Here is a 16420-nt window from a genome sequence, read left to right on the forward strand (position 1 = left end):
AAAAAAGGAAAACATCATGCAAGCAACCAAGAGAAAAATAGATATAGATTACACAAAATATGATTTCAAAGATGAAGTGAAATATGTGTATCAATCAAAGCGTGGGCTGAGCAGGGAAGTTGTTGAGGAGATCTCGTATTGGAAAAATGAACCCGAGTGGATGAGACAGTTTAGATTACATTCGCTTGAGGTTTTTCTTAAAAAGCCGATGCCGACATGGGGTGCGGATTTATCCGAGATAAACTTTGATGAGTATATCTACTACATTAAGCCAACGGATAGGCAAGGTAAATCTTGGGATGAGGTTCCTGAAAAAATAAGACAGACATTTGAACGGCTTGGTATACCTGAAGCTGAGAGAAAATTTCTCGCTGGCGTTGGAGCTCAATATGAAAGTGAGGTTGTATATCATAGTTTAAGGGAAGATTTGATGAAGAAGGGAGTGATTTTTGTAGATATGGATACCGCTGTTAGAGAGTATCCCGATTTAGTGAAAAAATATTTTGGTACAGTTATCCCACCAGAAGATAATAAGTTTGCAGCTCTTAACAGTGCGGTTTGGAGCGGTGGCAGTTTTGTTTATGTTCCGAAGGGTGTTAAGGTTGATTTTCCGCTTCAGGCATATTTCAGGATAAACGCTGAAAGCGTTGGACAATTTGAAAGGACGCTCATAATAGCCGAGGAAGGTGCAAGTGTGCATTACATAGAGGGTTGCACTGCGCCTGTATATAGGGAAGATTCACTTCACAGTGCTGTCGTTGAGATCATTGCTCTTCCTGGTTCGCATGTTAGATATACAACTGTTCAAAACTGGTCAAAGAATGTTTATAATCTTGTCACTAAAAGAGCCGTCGCTTATGAGGACGCTTTCGTTGAGTGGGTTGATGGGAATTTAGGTAGTAAGGTGACTATGAAATATCCCGCTGTTTATCTTCTCGGCAAAGGGGCGAAGGCGGAGATTTTATCGATAGCTTATGCAGGTGCTGGTCAACATCAAGATACAGGCGCCAAAGTGATTCATGTAGCACCGTATACGACAAGTAATATCGTTTCGAAATCGATAAGCAAAGATGGTGGCAGAACAAGCTATAGAGGTCTTGTCAAGGTACAGAAGGGGGCAGTTGGAGTTAAATCAACGGTTAGATGTGATGCTTTAATGCTTGATGAATTTTCAAGGTCGGATACTTATCCGTATATGGAAATAGATGAGGAGCTTGTGAGCATTGGGCATGAGGCAACAGTTGGGAAGATAAGCGAAGATCAGCTTTTCTATCTCATGAGTAGAGGGCTAAGTGAGAGTGAGGCGTTGACATTAGTTGTTCTTGGTTTTATTGAACCCTTTGCGAAGGAGCTGCCACTTGATTATGCGATCGAACTTAACAAACTTATAAAGCTTGAGATGGAAGGTGCCATCGGCTAAACAAAAATTTTACGGAGGTGGAATCAAATGCCATTTTTTATAGTTCAACATAGACACGAGTCAAACAATTGCCCAGCAAAAAATCCTGAGCTTGGGCAGATGCTTTTAAAACATTTAGCCTCAGCAAAGGATTACAAAATTGAAATTAAATCCGAAGGCGTTGTGGATGGCTCCCATAGATTGTTTCTGTTCGTTGAATCAGAAAGCCGTGAAAATGTTGAAAACTTTATGAAGCCATTTTCACAGTTTGGCGAGGTAGAAATTTTATCTGCATCGCTTTGTGAATCCGTTGTTGAAAGAGGCGGTTGTTAATTTACTCAAAATTTTTTAACTTTAACACGAAAACTAATTCTTTGGAGATAGATTTATGTCCGAAATTGTGGTGCCGAATTGTTTGTCCCCAGAAACGATAGACAAGCTTTCATCTCAAAGGAAGGAACCTTTGTGGCTTTTAGAAAAGCGGAATCAAGCTCTTGAAATTTTTGATGATTTAAACCTTCCAGAATCAAAGTATACAAAGGTAAAGGGCTTTAAACCTGAAATTTTAAATCCATCTCTTCCTGGAAATCCCGATAAAGTTCTTTTTGATGTAGAGAAACTTAGCATTTTTATTGTTCAAGCAAATTCATCGTCAAGGTATAAGATTTCGCCAAAGTATCGGGATAAAATTATCTTGATGTCGCTTCAAGAAGCTCTTGCCAATGGTTATAGTGATTTGGTGAAGGAAAAGATTTTTACAAGGTTTAGATATGATCAGAATAAATTTACCGCCTTGCATCTTGCCCTGTTGAATTCTGGTGTTTTTATCTATGTTCGTGATAATGTTGAGATAGATGAACCAATTTACATTGTGAACGAAGTTCAATCTGAAAATGCTGGGATCTTCTCGCATAATTTGATAATCGTTGGAGAGAATTCACATGTGACCATTGTTGAAGAAAATCATTGTTGCCTTGGAGATGAATATGCAGTTGTGACCAATGTGAGTGAGATATTCGGGGGCGAGGGAAGCAATGTTAACTTTATTAGTATAAATAATCTTGGATATGGAATTTACAACTACATTGAGAGAATTTTCATCCCAGCGAAAGATGCGAAAATTAATTTCATTGGAAATTGGCTTGGTGGGAAATTGACAATTTCAAAACATTCAGCGTTCCTTGAAACTTCAGGTTCTGAGTTAAGAGATGTGCAGATCGCTTTTGCTAATGGCGTTCAGCATTTTGATTTGACAAGTTATGTTCAACATTTAAGTCCATACACGAAAAGCAATGTCGTGATGCGCGGTGTTGCAAAAGATAAAGCAAAGATGGTTTTTTATGGCCTCGTCGATATTGAAAAGAATGCTCATGATTCTGATTCTTTTCTGAGTGAACATGCGATGCTTTTAAATCCCGGTGCAAAGGCGAATGCGATTCCATCGCTTCAAATTAAAAATGCAAATGTCAAAGCTGGGCACGGTGCGACGGTTGGACAAATTGATGAGGAACAGATTTTTTATCTTATGACCCGAGGTTTGAGCGAAAGTGAGGCGAGAAAAACAATTGTTGAGGGATTTTTGCTACCAGCATTCGATGAGATAAGAATTGATTTTGTTCGTGAAAGGATTCAGGAAATGATCCATCAAAAATGGAACATGTAAAAATAAATTTCAAGGAATGAATGGACGAACTCCAATTGGAAATTTTGCTTGACCATTACAATAATCCAAGAAATTTTGGGCACCTTGAGAATCCCGACATAGTCTATGAAGATGGCAATCCGTCGTGCGGTGATCAAATTAGGATTGAAATTAAACTTGAGAACGACAGGATATCGGATATTAAATTCACAGGAAAAGGTTGCACGATAAGTCAAGCTTCGGCTTCGATTCTTACTGAGGTTGTGAAAGGAAAAACGCTTGAAGAAGTTAAAAACTTTGGAAAGGAAGATATGCTTAATGCCCTTGGTATACCGATCAGCCCAATAAGATTAAAGTGTGCGCTCCTTGCGTTGAAGGTTTTGAAAGCTGGAATCTATGGAATTAACACTTGGCCAGGGGAAGAGGATTAAAAACAAATTTTAATGTCGGCGATGGCAGAGGTTGGCGAATATGTAGAAATTGCAAATGTAAGTGATATTAGAGATGGTGAGCTTAAAGTTTTTGAGGTGAATGATGAATCAATAATTTTGATAAAGCTTGGTGGTGAATTTTTTGCTTATAAGAATCAATGTTCTCATATGGAGCTTGAACTAAATGACGCTGAAATTGAAGGAGAGACTTTAACCTGTCCATGGCACGGAGCTCAGTTTAACATAAGAACTGGTGATGTTGTCAGGCTTCCAGCTTCTGGACCCCTTGAGAAGTATGAGGTGAAAATACAAGATGGCAAGATTTTTGTAAAAATTTAGGAATAGAAAACTATGCAAGGGCAAAATCAAGAAATTTTAACAGGCAAAATTGATGTTGAAAAAATAAGAAATGACTTCCCAATTTTAAATCGCCTCGTCAACGGTTATCCGATTGCTTACTTTGATAATGCAGCAACTACGCAAAGGCCAAGGCAAGTAATCGATGCGGTTAAAAATTTTTACGAAAGCATGAACGCGAATATTCACAGGGCAGTTCATACTTTAAGTTATGAGGCGACACTTGCTTACGAAGAAGCACATAAGAAAGTCGCAAGGTTTATCAATGCGAATTCATGGCGTGAGATAATTTTTACAAGGAATGCAACTGAAGCTGTTAATTTAGTTGCTTATGCGTGGGGGTTAGCAAATTTAAGAGAAGGTGATGAGGTAATAGTTACGATTATGGAACACCATTCAAATATTGTTCCATGGCAGTGGCTCAGGAAATTCAAAGGCATAGTCTTAAAATTTGTTGATATTACGGATGATGGATATCTCAAAGTTGAGGAGTTTGAAAAATTGATAACTGAGAAAACGAAACTTGTAGGGGTTGTCCACGCTTCAAATGTTTTAGGAACTATCAACCCTGTTAAGGAAATAACTCAAATTGCGAAGTCTAGAGGGTGTTATGTTTTAATTGATGGGGCTCAGTCAACACCACATATTAAAATTGATGTGCAAGACATCGGGTGTGATTTCTTTGTTGCATCGGGGCACAAAATGCTTGGACCAACTGGGATAGGTTTTCTTTACGCTCGCCGTGAAATTCTCGAAAGTATGGAGCCATTTCTTTACGGTGGTGATATGATAAGCACGGTTACAACTGAAGGTGCAACATGGAATGAGTTGCCTTGGAAGTTTGAAGCTGGAACGCCAAATGTTGCTGGTGGCATTGGACTTGGTGCAGCGGTTGATTATTTGCAAAACATTGGGATGGATAAAGTTTTTGAACATGAGAAAGAGCTGCTAAATTATGCCTTTGAAAAAATGGCTGAGATTCCTGAGATTGAAATCTATGGACCGAGGGAAAATCGGCTTGGTGTTATCTCGTTTAACATTCGCGGGATTCATCCACACGATGTCGCTGGAGTTCTTGATCAGCATGGTATAGCTGTTCGTTCTGGAAATCATTGCACACAACCTTTGCTTACACGACTTGGGGTTGAAAATACTGTTAGGGCGAGTTTTTACATTTATAACACTTTTGATGAAATTGACAGATTTGTTGAAGCGCTGAAAAAAGTAATTAAAATTTTCAAAAGATAAAATTATGGCTTTACGCTTCCCAATATATCTTGATAATCACGCGACGACACCGCTTGATCCGAGGGTTCTTGAGGCGATGCTTCCTTATTTTACCGAGAAATTTGGTAATTCTGCAAGTCGTCAGCATCAATTTGGATGGGAAGCAGAGGCAGCTGTGGAACTTGCGCGAAAGCAAATAGCAAATCTTATCAACGCAAATCCAAAAGAAATTATCTTCACAAGCGGAGCAACTGAATCAATAAACTTGGCTTTGAAAGGAATTGCGTTTGCTTATTCTGAGAAAGGGAAGCATATAATTACCACTCAAATTGAGCATAAAGCTACGCTTGACACATGCAAACGACTTGAAAAATTTGGATTTAAGGTTGATTATGTTCCCGTTGATAAACATGGGCTTGTTGATCCAGACGAGATTAAGAAAAGGATTACATCTGAAACAATCCTTGTCAGTGTGATATTTGCAAACAATGAAATTGGGACGATCGAACCAATTGAGGAGATCGGAAGGATATGTTCGGAGTTCGGCGTTTTATTTCATGTTGATGCTGCGCAGGCGTTGGGCAAAATACCAATCGATGTTCAGAAATTGAATATCGACCTTATGTCGATGTCTGCGCACAAACTTTATGGTCCGAAGGGTGTTGGGGCTTTGTTCATAAAAAAGAAGACACCGAAAATTAAAATTATACCGATCATCGACGGAGGCGGTCATGAAGGTGGTTTAAGGTCTGGCACTTTGAATGTTCCTGGAATTGTGGGCTTTGGGAAAGCGTGCGAGATAGCGGGGCTTGAGATGAGTGAAGAATCAGAAAGAATTAAGAAACTTCGTGATAAGCTTCAAGATGGAATTATGAGTTCCCTTGAGGATGTTTATTTAAATGGTCATCCCACCTTGAGGTTGCCGAACAATTTAAATTTAAGTTTCGATGGCGTTGAAAGTGAGGCAATACTTATGGGGATGAAGGAAATAGCGGTATCGACAGGTTCTGCTTGTTCTTCTGCGTCGGTCGAGAAATCACATGTTTTAAAAGCGATTGGATTAAACGATGATCTCATTGCTGGAGCGATAAGATTTGGGCTTGGTAGATTTAACACGGAGGAGGAGATTGACTACACAATAAATCGGGTTGTTGAAGTCGTAGAACATTTGCGAAAAATTTCACCAAAATATAAATTAAAGAAGGAAATGTCAAAAACTTAAAACAAACCTTACGCTGACCATATGAAAGAGATGAAAGAACTTCAAATTCTCAAGGACAATTGGGAAGAATTTTTAAAGTTTATGAAAGAACATTATCCGCTTTATCATCTTTCAAATGTTTTTGTTAGAGATATTGAGTATGCGATTAAAAATTATTTTCTAAACAAAGGGAGAAAGATAAGTTTTGCTGAGGCTGAGTATCTTGCTGGAGAATTTGCTAAATTTATGGTTGAGAAAGGGATTTTTAAGCCTGTGAAAAATGAATTTAACAAAGTTTGGGTTTTAAACTATCCAGAGTTCAAGAAACAGAGTGTTCAAAGCCAGGAGAAATAAAAACTTAATTTAGGAGAGCTAAATGAAACAGATAAATTTAGAGCAAACCGAAAAGATAAAAATTACCGATAGAGCAGCAAAGGAAATAAAGCAAATTATTGAGGATAATAATATCCCCAGTGAATATGTTTTGAGGGTAGGGGTAAAAGCAGGTGGTTGTTCTGGATTTTCATATGTTTTGCTATTTGATCAAGTGAAAGAAAACGATATAGTTTTTCTTTCAAATGAGATAAAGGTGGCGGTTGATCCGAAAAGTTTGTTTTATCTTGAAGGAACGGAGCTTGACTTTGTTGATGGCTTAATGGGGCGTGGTTTTGTTTTTCATAATCCGAACGCAACAAGAAGTTGCGGCTGTGGTCATTCGTTTTCGGTGTAAAACTAACTAGAATTGCTTATGATTACACGGAGGAAATTTTTGAGGGGAGTTGCTTTAACTTTCCTATCGCTTCCTTTTGTTAAGTTTTCAAACTTATTTTCACAAACAAAACAAAAAAAGGAGAGAGTGATGCCTTACGAAGCCAAGAACTTTGATCATCTTCTTGGGACGCCTGGTTTTAGTGACCAGCTTTTGAAGAATCATTTTACTTTGTATCAGGGTTATGTGACGAACACAAACAAGCTTGCAGATATACTTGCGCAGATGGTTAAAGAGGGCAAGACTGGAACGCCCGAATATGCTGAGCTAAAAAGAAGATTTGGATGGGAATTCAATGGAATGAGACTTCATGAATATTATTTTGGGAACATGATAAAGGGTGGAAAGGAGCTTGACAAGGGTTCAGCTTTTTATAAAAAATTGACGGAAGATTTTGGCTCTTATGAGAACTGGGAGAAGGATTTCAAGGCGTCGGGCACGATGAGGGGAATTGGTTGGGTTGTTCTTTATCTTGATCCAATTGCGAACAGGTTGTTTAACACATGGATAAACGAGCATGACCTTGGTCATCTTGCTGGTTCAATTCCACTTTTAATCATGGATGTTTTTGAACATGCTTATATGATTGATTATGGACTGAAAAAAGCTGATTATATTGAAGCGTTTTTCAAAGCAATCGATTGGTCTGTGGTTGTCAATAGGTTTAACAATGCACCAAAGGTAACATTGTAAAAAATTTGAGCGGGGGATGGTTATAAACTATCCCCCGTCTTTAAAAATGAGTAAAATTAATATCTGTGTCGTCAAGGTTGGCAAGGTTGAAGATTTTGTCATCTTGTCTCTTCAGAGTGGTCTGAAAGTTAATTTTGGGTGGGAGGTTAAATTAATTGGGGAGTTTGAAATTCCATCTCAAAGCTATAACCGCATCCGAAGGCAATTTCACTCCACGACCATACTTCATCATATAAAAAGTCAATTTAAGACTGACGATTGTTTTATAGTCCTTGGTATCACATCGGTTGATTTATATGTTGAAGGTTTGAATTTCGTCTTTGGAGAAGCAAAACCGTCTGATAAAGTTTGCATAATTTCGATTCATAGGCTAAGACCTGAGTTTTATAATGATAAACCAGACATGAAAATTTTCGAGCGAAGAATTTTGACCGAGGCAATTCATGAAATTGGACATTTGTTTAACCTTCGGCATTGCCTGAATCCAAATTGTGTCATGTTTTTCTCAAATTCAATAATTGACACGGATAGGAAAGGATTTTTATTTTGTAGTAAATGTCAAAGTAAATTGGGAATTTTAAAATGAAGTATCTACACGAAAAGCATTTTACAATTGAGGAAGCGAAGAGCCTTGTGGAACAGATAAAACCGCTTGTCGCACGGATGATTGAACTTAAACGGATTCTTGACTTGAAAGGTTATGATATTTACCAACATAGATATTTCACTGGATCACCGAATGGAGAAAAAAACTATCCACCTGAGGTAGAAGAACTTGTTGGTTTAATTGAAGAAATTGAAAACATGGGAGTGCTTGTTAAGGGAATTGAACAAGGGCTTATAGACTTTCCCCACATTCGCCAAAATGGTCAAGAGGTTTACCTTTGCTGGATGTATGGAGAAAGTTCAATTAATTATTGGCATACAATAAGCGAAGGTTTCATGGGCAGGAAACCAATTGAGGAAATTTAAACCTTAGCAAGTTTTCGTAGCGTTGTCAAGTTCATTATGTCAAGTTCATCATTATATCCCTTGGGGGTCTCAATGATTTTAGGTATGTTTTTGAACTTTGGATTCCGCATTATGAAATGAAATGCGTCTTTCCCAATTTTGCCTTTCCCAATATGAAAATGTCTATCGATGCGAGAATTTAACTCATTTTTTGAATCGTTGAGATGGAAAACTTTTATTTTATCAATCCCAATTATCTCGTCAAATTCTTTAAATACAAGCTCACATCCCTTCTCAGTTCTTATATCATAACCAGCTGAAAAAATATGACAGGTATCGATGCAAACCCCGATGCGATTTTTATCTTCAATGAGATCGATTAGCTTTTTGATTTGTTCAAATTTATAGCCTATCACTGTGCCTTGTCCAGCAGTTAATTCAATAACTGTTAAGGTTTTAAAGTTTGGAGTTTTTTCATGGATTAGATTTAACGATTCAGCAGTTTTTTCAATTCCATAATCTTCGCCTTTCCCAAGGTGAGCCCCTGGATGGAAAACAAGGCACATTGCACCTATGCTTTCGCATCTTTTTAATTCTTTGATAAATGAATCTCTTGACTTTCTGAGTATTTCTTTATCGGGGGCACATAGATTTATGAGATATGAACTGTGAACTACGACGGGATATATTTGGAATTTTTTAAGTTCAAGATTAAACCTTTCTATTTCATCTTTGTTTAATTTTCTTGCTTTCCACTGAGCGTTGCTTTTCGTAAATATCTGCATCGTTTCACATCCGATTTTCCAAGCCCTTAAAACAGATTTATCAAGACCACCACTTATTGAGACATGCGCACCAATGTTTAATCTTTCAGCCTTTCTCATCTCTTTTTGAGTATAAAGTAAAGCCCAAGAATTATCAAAAGAACTGGCCAAAATTTTTCAAAATTTTCCCAAAATTCAAAGGAATATATTATGCCGATGTCGGTAAGCAGGAACAAAGTTCCAATTCCAATTAACATTACCGCAGGCAGAAGCAGAGCATAATCCTTAGGGCGATTAACAAATGACATTAGGAAGGATAAGCCAGTTACAATTAAAACCACTGGCCAGAAGAAATGTATTTCAGGATTGAGTAGTCCAAATGAATCGATAAAGAGATAAATCCCAAAGAAGAAAAATATCGAGCCCCAGAAGACCTTTTTATTTGAGTTTAGACCAAAGCCAGAGTATCCAAGATAAGCCCCGTAGGTTACAGATATTATTGAAATGATCTTTTTTAAGTTCAGGTTTAGGGCTCCGAGTTTGTTAAGCAGGATTATTAATCCAACGATGACAAGAATAATTCCAAATATTAGCCCAGTTTTTCCGTTTCTCTGCATATTTGAAGTCATTTGTATAGTTAAACTTATGTTTTCGTCATAATAGTTTTACTCAGTAAATCTTCAAAAGTTTCGCGTCTTCGTATAAGATAATAATTTTCGCCATCAATTAGAACTTCTGCGGGTCTAAGTCTGGCGTTGTAGTTTGAGCTTGAGACGAAGCCGTAAGCCCCAGCTGTCATAACTGCGATATAATCTCCCCTTGAGACAGTTGGGATTTTTCTGTCCCGGGCGATAAAATCACTTGTCTCGCAAACTGGACCGACGATATCAGCTATCTCTGTTTTCTGCGCTTTAATCTCCACAGGGACGATTTGATGATATGCGTTGTAAAGGGCTGGTCTTATAAGTTCAGTCATTGAAATGTCTGTGATTATGAAATTTTTCGCGCCAGTTTTTTTGGTGTAGATAACTTTACCAACGATTATTCCGGCGTTTGCAATTATAAATCTTCCGGGTTCAAAGGTGAGTTCACATCCAGTTTTTTCAAGTATTGGTAAAACTTCATTAGCGAAAACTTCAGGTTTTAATTCCTTATCATCGTTTTCTTCGAATGGCAGGTTCTCGTTAACTATTACATTTTTATACTTCACCCCCAATCCACCCCCAAAGTCAATGTGTGAGATTTTGATTCCATTTTTTTCGAGCTTTTCAATGTATTGTAAGATAAATTTCGCAGTTTCAACGAACGGTTCAACATCAACGATTTGCGAGCCAATATGAGTGTGTATCCCAAGAAGTTCAATGTGTGATAAGTTTAAGGATTTTTTAAAGACATCAATTGCTTCGGTTGGGTCAATGCCAAATTTGCTTGTTTTTATTCCAGTTGAAATATAAGGATGGGTTTTAGCGTCAATATCGGGGTTTATGCGGATTAAAATTTTGGCAGTTTTATTCAAGTTTTTAGCGATTTCGTTGACCACAAGGAGTTCTTGCGGAGATTCGATGTTGATTGAGAAAATTTCGTTTTTGATTGCAAATTTTATTTCATCGTCATACTTTCCAACCCCCGCAAATGATATCTTTTCGGGTTTAAATCCAGAATTTAAAGCGATATAAATTTCTCCGGCTGAAACAGTATCAGCCCCAGCTCCAAGTTGATTTAAAATTTTAAGTATTGCTGGATTTGAATTTGCTTTGAGAGCGTATAGGATTTTTGCATTGGGTAGAGAATTTTGAAGAGATTTGAAATTTTCGATTATTTGAGCCTTGCTGTAGATGTATATCGGGGTTCCGAATTCTTCTGCAATTTTTCTAACTGGGGTTCCTTCGCAGTAAAGCTCGTTATTTTTGTAATAAAAGTGAAGCAATTTTTGCACTTTTTTCAAAAAGGTAACTTTATTTGATGAAATTTTCAATAAAAAGTAAGGGAAAATGAGCGGGGCTTGAAAATTACTTGCTTTATTTCGGTAGCGGAATTATATTTATTTGGCTCTTTAAAATTTAATTAAAATCCAAGAGAATGGCTAAGCAGAAAACGCAATTTATCTGTCAGAATTGTGGGTACATTTCGCTCAAATGGATGGGGAGATGTCCCGAATGCAATGAGTGGAATACGATGGTTGAGGAAATAGTAATGCCTGAGGATAAGCTTCAGGAGCAAATTTCACTTTTGAAACAGCCAGCTATAGCTGTTGATATCGATAAGGTTGAGCTTAAGGAGGATGAACGAATAAAGACCGGAATAAATGAGCTCGATCGTGTCCTTGGTGGCGGAATTGTTCCGGGGTCGGTGGTTTTAGTGGCTGGGGATCCGGGTGTTGGAAAATCAACATTGATGACGCAAATTGTTCCGGGTTTGAAAGGTAAAAAAATTCTTTATGTCACGGGGGAGGAATCAATAAAACAACTTAAACTTAGAACCGAAAGATTAAATTTCCCAAAGTCTTTTCAATCGAGAAACTTCCTTGTTCTTGCCGAGACAAATTTAAACTTGATTATAAATGTTATTGAGGAAACCAATCCCGACATAATTATTATTGATTCAATCCAAACGATGTATAGACCTGAGCTTGAGAGTTCCCCTGGAAGCGTCAGTCAAGTTCGTGAATGTGCTTCTCTTCTTATGCAGATTGCGAAAAATACAGGTAAATCTATTCTTTTGGTCGGGCATGTGACAAAGGATGGATTGATAGCTGGTCCGAAAGTTTTGGAACACATGGTTGATACTGTTTTGCAATTTGAAGGGGAAAGGCATCAATCGTATAGGATCTTGAGAGCGGTGAAAAATAGGTTTGGCTCAACGAATGAGATAGGAATTTTTGAGATGACAACTGAAGGCTTAAAAGAGGTTAAAAATCCATCTGAGATATTTCTTTCGGAGAGAACATTTGGCGTATCAGGTTCTTCTGTTGTTGCGTGTATTGAAGGAACGAGACCGCTTTTGGTTGAGGTCCAGGCGCTTGTCACACCAGCAACTTATGGGACACCGCAGAGGACAGCAATTGGATTTGACTATCACAGGCTTTCGGTTCTTCTTGCTGTGCTTGAAAAGAAAGTTGGTATAAGATTAAGCGGATATGATGTTTTCATAAAAATTGTCGGAGGTTTAAGGATTGATGAGCCAGCTATTGACCTTGGTGTTGTCACTTCAATTGTTTCGAGTTTAAAGGATATACCTGTGGATTCACAATCAGTTGTGGTTGGAGAAGTTGGACTTAGTGGCGAGGTTAGATCGGTCACACAAATAGAGAGGCGGGTTCAGGAGTCTGCAAAGCTTGGTTTTAAAAAAATTATCATTCCCAAAAATAACATGCGTGGTTTAAAAGTTGACGCTGAGATTGAAATTGTCGGAATTAAAAAAGTAAATCAAGCACTTGAGGAACTTTTAAACATTTAAAAATTAAACACACCGGAATAGATGAAAGAGGCACTTGGTTTAATTGGGCTGATAGCAATTGTAGCATGCTGGATACCCCAAACATATGAATCAGTTAAGCGCGGTTATACAAATGTGAATTTATACTTTCTTTTAATTTATTTCATTGGAAGTTTATCTCTTACAATTTATGCCATTGGAAATTTTGTCTTTTTTACGCTTAATCTTCTCGCTGCCATTGGGAGCTTGATAAATCTTTACTTTAAATTTTTCCCGCGCGTTAAAATAAATCCAGAAAATGTTAATGAAAATAGTCCTTGCAACGAGAAACAGACACAAGGTTGATGAGATAAGACAAATTTTGAAAATTTACCTTGATGGGGATTTATACTCCCAAATTGAAATTTTAGATTTGGATAATTTTCCGGCGGTCCCGGAGATAGAGGAAGACGGAAAGACATTTGTTGAAAACGCCTTGAAGAAAGCTAAAACAGTTTACGAATTTACGGGACTTTGTTCAATCGCGGATGATAGCGGGATTGAAGTTGATTTTCTAAATGGTGAACCTGGAATATATTCGGCAAGATATGCCGGTGAAAATGCAACGGACGAGGGAAACAATAGAAAACTTTTGAAGTTGCTTGAGGGGGTTCCAATCGAGAAAAGAACAGCGACTTTTAGATGTGCGCTTGCTTATGTCGATGGAAATATTGAAAAAGTTTTTGAAGGAGCAACAAAGGGAAAGGTTATCTTCGAACCCCGCGGTATGGGTGGCTTTGGGTATGATCCGTTGTTTGTTCCCGATGGATATGAGTTAACTTATGCGGAGATGCCGAAGGATTTGAAAAATAGAATAAGCCACAGGTCGAAGGCTCTTCAAAAGTTTGCCGAATTTTTGCGGACATATCTTGAATCTAAAAACAAATTTTAAAGGTCAAGTGAAAAGGAACAAAAGCAAAAAGCTTTACATCAAAGCTCAAGAGTTAATTCCCGGCGGTGTAAATTCCCCAGTTAGAGCTTTCAAATCCGTTAATTCACTTCCGCTTTTTATCGCCAAAGCATCTGGTTCAAAAATATGGGATGTGGATGGGAACAAGTTCATCGATTATGTGATGTCTTGGGGACCTTTGATACTTGGGCATTCAAATCCCGAAGTTATTTCCGCAGTTAAAAATGTTCTTAAGAATGGGACAAGTTATGGGGCGCCGACAGAGATTGAGGTTAAAATGGCTGAATTGATAAACAAAATGATGCCATCGGTGGAGCTTGTTCGAATGGTCAACTCTGGCACGGAGGCAACGATGAGCGCAATTAGGCTTGCAAGAGCTTATACGGGGAGGAAGAAAATTATAAAATTTGAAGGTTGTTATCATGGTCATGCAGACAGCTTTCTTGTTAAAGCGGGTTCAGGAGCTACGACGCTTGGAATTCCAAGCAGTCCAGGCGTCCCAGATGAAATTGCTTCGCTTACTTTAAACGCAAAGTATAACGATATCGAATCTGTTCAGAAGTTAATAGATGAAAATAAAGGTGAAATCGCTTGTATAATAGTTGAACCTGTTGCAGGAAACATGGGTGTGGTTTTGCCCAGAAATGATTTTTTGAAAAAACTTCGTGAAATATGTGATAGAGAAAAAATTGTTTTGATATTTGATGAGGTGATAACGGGTTTTAGGCTTGCCCCTGGTGGAGCTCAGGAGTATTTCGGTGTTGAAGCTGATCTCACAACGCTTGGAAAGATAATAGGCGGTGGTTTTCCCGTTGGAGCTTACGGTGGCAAGAAAGAAATTATGGAACTTGTAGCGCCATCTGGACCTGTATATCAAGCTGGGACGCTTTCGGGAAATCCAATTGCGATGACAGCTGGGTATACAACATTGAAAATTTTATATGAAAAAAGAAAAACTCTTTACAAGCAACTTGAGCACAAAGCGAGGACTCTCGCTGAAAATTTCAAAGATATCGCTGATAAAAATGGTGTTAAAGTTCAGGTAAATCAGATTGGCTCAATGTTAACTGTGTTTTTCAACGATTATGAGGTTTATGATTACGAGTCGGCTTTGAGGTCAGATGTGAAAAAATTTGCGATGTTTTTCAATTCGATGCTTGAGAACGGGGTTTATCTTCCACCATCGCAATTTGAAGCGATGTTTTTGTCATCAGCTCATACGGACGATGATATAGAAAAAACTATTAAGGCGTTTGAAATATCTATTCGGAATCTCAAAGCGTAAAAGATTTGACGGCAAGGGATGAAAAATTTTTAACGAGGCGAATTCCCCGATGCATGAATTGGCTCATGGGGTTGTTAATTTGTATTTTTGCTTTTAATGTTTCTTTTTCTGGGATGAACGATTCTTCAAAGGTTAATCCATATCGTCTTGGTCTTGTTTTGGGAACAGCGGTGGGGGTTTTTACAGCTGCACATCTTCAGCAATATAGTTCATGGTGGAAGGGTGAATTGACGAAATTTCATTTTAGAGATGATTTCAACCAAGTTTTGAGCGCAGATAAATTTGGGCATGCTTATTTTTCTTTTTTGATATCTGATCTGCTGGGTAGATCTCTGCAGTGGGCTGGGGTTAAGAAGAGCTCGGCTTTTATATGGAGTGGGGTTGGAAGCTTGCTTTTTCAAACTTATGTTGAAGTGGAAGATGGTTTCAGACCGTCGTTGGGGTTTAGCATAAGTGATGAAGTTTCAAATATAATTGGGGCTTTCCTTCCCTATGTAAGGGAAAGATATAATTTTTTAAAGATCGTTAATTTTAAAATAAGCATGTTTCCATCTGAAAAATTTAAATCTGGTGCGCATAGATTTATAGTTGATGACTATGAAAGTTTATATTTTTGGCTTAGCTTCGATGTTTCTAAAATTTTAAATATGAAGTTTTTAAAATTCTGGCTGTTTGATTTTTTTGATCTTGCCGTTGGCTACAGCGTGAAAAGTATCAATTGGAATGGTGGCGGGGAGAGGGAGATATTTTTGTCGATCGATTATGATTTGACGAAAATTCCAGTGAATGTTTGGATTCTAAAGCAAATCTTTAATGTGTTAAATTATTATCATCTTCCAGCGCCTGCTTTCAGGTTCACCCCAAGTTTAAAATTTTATCTGATTAAATTTTAACCTTTGGGATTTGAATGAAGAACGCTGTTCCTTTCTCGGGTTCAGCCCAGATTTTTCCGCCATGTGCTTCGACTATTATTCTGCTTATCGTAAGCCCAAGGTCGTTGTAGCGTGGCAGCTTTTGAAGCACTGCTTGTTTATACCTGTCAAATAAATAAATTCAATGTCAATTGTTTGAGTTTTATCAACTATTTTTATCAAACAGTTCGAACTATCCTGTGTTAATAAAATTTCGACATCTTTGCCGCCGGCGTTTGAAATGGCGTCGAGTATAAGCTCAATTACACGGGTTATTTTCTTTTTATCAGCATATATTTGAAACGATGGTTCATCAGCAAATGCTTGGAAAGTCAAATTGAGGTTGGATTTAAATTTTTCCAAAACATCGGTTATGATTTTATCAAGTTCGGTTTGTTCCCTTGAG

The 16420-nt window shown here is 37.8% G+C and carries 22 protein-coding genes; 17 read left to right on the forward strand and 5 right to left on the reverse strand.

Annotated features, from left to right (window positions below):
- Positions 1-16: 16 nt before the first annotated feature.
- The 12 genes from sufB to AWW78_RS01155 all read left to right on the forward strand — a co-directional run bounded on the left by sufB (position 17) and on the right by AWW78_RS01155 (position 8691).
- Complete coding sequence (gene sufB / locus AWW78_RS01100) at positions 17-1420, forward strand: Fe-S cluster assembly protein SufB (protein WP_047133852.1); 1404 nt, start codon at positions 17-19, stop codon at positions 1418-1420.
- A 27-nt stretch (positions 1421-1447) separates the two neighbouring features.
- A complete protein-coding gene (locus AWW78_RS01105) occupies positions 1448-1732 on the forward strand; it encodes a DUF3303 family protein (RefSeq protein WP_047133853.1) in 285 nt (94 codons plus the stop codon).
- A 55-nt stretch (positions 1733-1787) separates the two neighbouring features.
- A complete protein-coding gene (sufD, locus tag AWW78_RS01110; protein WP_047133854.1) occupies positions 1788-3062 on the forward strand; it encodes a Fe-S cluster assembly protein SufD in 1275 nt (424 codons plus the stop codon).
- Between the two features lie 20 nt (positions 3063-3082).
- Positions 3083-3472 carry a Fe-S cluster assembly sulfur transfer protein SufU gene (gene sufU, locus AWW78_RS01115; RefSeq protein WP_047133855.1) on the forward strand — a complete coding sequence of 130 codons (390 nt, stop codon included), beginning with the start codon at positions 3083-3085 and terminating at the stop codon, positions 3470-3472.
- Between the two features lie 21 nt (positions 3473-3493).
- The gene (locus AWW78_RS01120; RefSeq protein WP_047133856.1) at positions 3494-3811 is read left to right on the forward strand and encodes a Rieske (2Fe-2S) protein; all 318 of its coding nucleotides are present in this window, start codon (positions 3494-3496) and stop codon (positions 3809-3811) included.
- Positions 3812-3823: 12 nt separating this feature from the next.
- Positions 3824-5077 carry an aminotransferase class V-fold PLP-dependent enzyme gene (locus AWW78_RS01125; RefSeq protein WP_047133857.1) on the forward strand — a complete coding sequence of 418 codons (1254 nt, stop codon included), beginning with the start codon at positions 3824-3826 and terminating at the stop codon, positions 5075-5077.
- Between the two features lie 4 nt (positions 5078-5081).
- Positions 5082-6278 carry an IscS subfamily cysteine desulfurase gene (locus tag AWW78_RS01130; RefSeq protein WP_047133858.1) on the forward strand — a complete coding sequence of 399 codons (1197 nt, stop codon included), beginning with the start codon at positions 5082-5084 and terminating at the stop codon, positions 6276-6278.
- A gap of 21 nt (positions 6279-6299) precedes the next feature.
- Positions 6300-6611 (forward strand): hypothetical protein, encoded by a 312-nt coding sequence (locus tag AWW78_RS01135; protein WP_047133859.1) that lies wholly within the window; start codon positions 6300-6302, stop codon positions 6609-6611.
- Between the two features lie 22 nt (positions 6612-6633).
- On the forward strand, positions 6634-6987 hold the full coding sequence (locus AWW78_RS01140; RefSeq protein ID WP_047133860.1) for a HesB/IscA family protein: 354 nt from the start codon (positions 6634-6636) through the stop codon (positions 6985-6987).
- Positions 6988-7116: 129 nt separating this feature from the next.
- On the forward strand, positions 7117-7719 hold the full coding sequence (locus AWW78_RS01145) for a superoxide dismutase (RefSeq protein WP_047133876.1): 603 nt from the start codon (positions 7117-7119) through the stop codon (positions 7717-7719).
- Positions 7720-7735: 16 nt separating this feature from the next.
- Complete coding sequence (locus AWW78_RS01150) at positions 7736-8305, forward strand: archaemetzincin family Zn-dependent metalloprotease (RefSeq protein WP_082349217.1); 570 nt, start codon at positions 7736-7738, stop codon at positions 8303-8305.
- Entirely contained in the window at positions 8302-8691 is a 390-nt protein-coding gene (locus tag AWW78_RS01155) for a DUF2203 domain-containing protein (RefSeq protein ID WP_047133861.1), read from the forward strand. Before AWW78_RS01150 ends, AWW78_RS01155 begins: the two co-directional genes overlap by 4 nt.
- Here the strand turns inward: AWW78_RS01155 and nfo are convergent.
- The 3 genes from nfo to lysA are packed head-to-tail and all read right to left on the reverse strand — an operon-like array spanning position 8688 to position 11370.
- The gene (nfo, locus tag AWW78_RS01160; RefSeq protein WP_047133862.1) at positions 8688-9554 is read right to left on the reverse strand and encodes a deoxyribonuclease IV; all 867 of its coding nucleotides are present in this window, start codon (positions 9552-9554) and stop codon (positions 8688-8690) included. The two genes, AWW78_RS01155 and nfo, sit on opposite strands and share 4 nt — an antisense overlap.
- Complete coding sequence (locus AWW78_RS01165; protein WP_075427124.1) at positions 9551-10051, reverse strand: LiaI-LiaF-like domain-containing protein; 501 nt, start codon at positions 10049-10051, stop codon at positions 9551-9553. Before AWW78_RS01165 ends, nfo begins: the two co-directional genes overlap by 4 nt.
- A 26-nt stretch (positions 10052-10077) precedes the next feature.
- Positions 10078-11370, reverse strand: a complete 1293-nt coding sequence (gene lysA, locus AWW78_RS01170) for a diaminopimelate decarboxylase (RefSeq protein WP_234697325.1) — start codon at positions 11368-11370, stop codon at positions 10078-10080.
- A 143-nt stretch (positions 11371-11513) separates the two neighbouring features.
- Here lysA and radA point away from each other — a divergent pair, with 143 nt between their 5' ends.
- The 5 genes from radA to AWW78_RS01195 all read left to right on the forward strand — a co-directional run bounded on the left by radA (position 11514) and on the right by AWW78_RS01195 (position 15996).
- Complete coding sequence (gene radA / locus AWW78_RS01175) at positions 11514-12890, forward strand: DNA repair protein RadA (protein WP_047133864.1); 1377 nt, start codon at positions 11514-11516, stop codon at positions 12888-12890.
- A gap of 21 nt (positions 12891-12911) precedes the next feature.
- Entirely contained in the window at positions 12912-13214 is a 303-nt protein-coding gene (locus AWW78_RS01180; RefSeq protein WP_047133865.1) for a PQ-loop repeat-containing protein, read from the forward strand.
- Positions 13168-13800 carry an RdgB/HAM1 family non-canonical purine NTP pyrophosphatase gene (gene rdgB, locus AWW78_RS01185; protein ID WP_320410000.1) on the forward strand — a complete coding sequence of 211 codons (633 nt, stop codon included), beginning with the start codon at positions 13168-13170 and terminating at the stop codon, positions 13798-13800. Before AWW78_RS01180 ends, rdgB begins: the two co-directional genes overlap by 47 nt.
- A 7-nt stretch (positions 13801-13807) precedes the next feature.
- Positions 13808-15103: a glutamate-1-semialdehyde 2,1-aminomutase gene (gene hemL / locus AWW78_RS01190; protein ID WP_047133879.1), complete on the forward strand. Its 1296-nt coding sequence runs from the start codon at positions 13808-13810 to the stop codon at positions 15101-15103.
- 113 nt (positions 15104-15216) lie between these two features.
- Positions 15217-15996: a DUF2279 domain-containing protein gene (locus AWW78_RS01195; protein ID WP_159421206.1), complete on the forward strand. Its 780-nt coding sequence runs from the start codon at positions 15217-15219 to the stop codon at positions 15994-15996.
- On the opposite strand, the gene AWW78_RS10965 is transcribed toward AWW78_RS01195, so the two are convergent.
- On the reverse strand, positions 15986-16126 hold the full coding sequence (locus tag AWW78_RS10965) for an ATP-binding protein (RefSeq protein WP_176696941.1): 141 nt from the start codon (positions 16124-16126) through the stop codon (positions 15986-15988). The genes AWW78_RS01195 and AWW78_RS10965 overlap by 11 nt on opposite strands.
- A partial coding sequence (locus tag AWW78_RS10485; RefSeq protein ID WP_047133868.1) for a histidine kinase occupies positions 16081-16420 on the reverse strand: 340 nt, incomplete at its 5' end. The genes AWW78_RS10965 and AWW78_RS10485, both read right to left, overlap by 46 nt.

Origin of the sequence: Candidatus Kryptonium thompsonii (genome assembly GCF_001535985.1) — a bacterium.
Classification (GTDB): domain Bacteria; phylum Bacteroidota; class Ignavibacteria; order Kryptoniales; family Kryptoniaceae; genus Kryptonium; species Kryptonium thompsonii.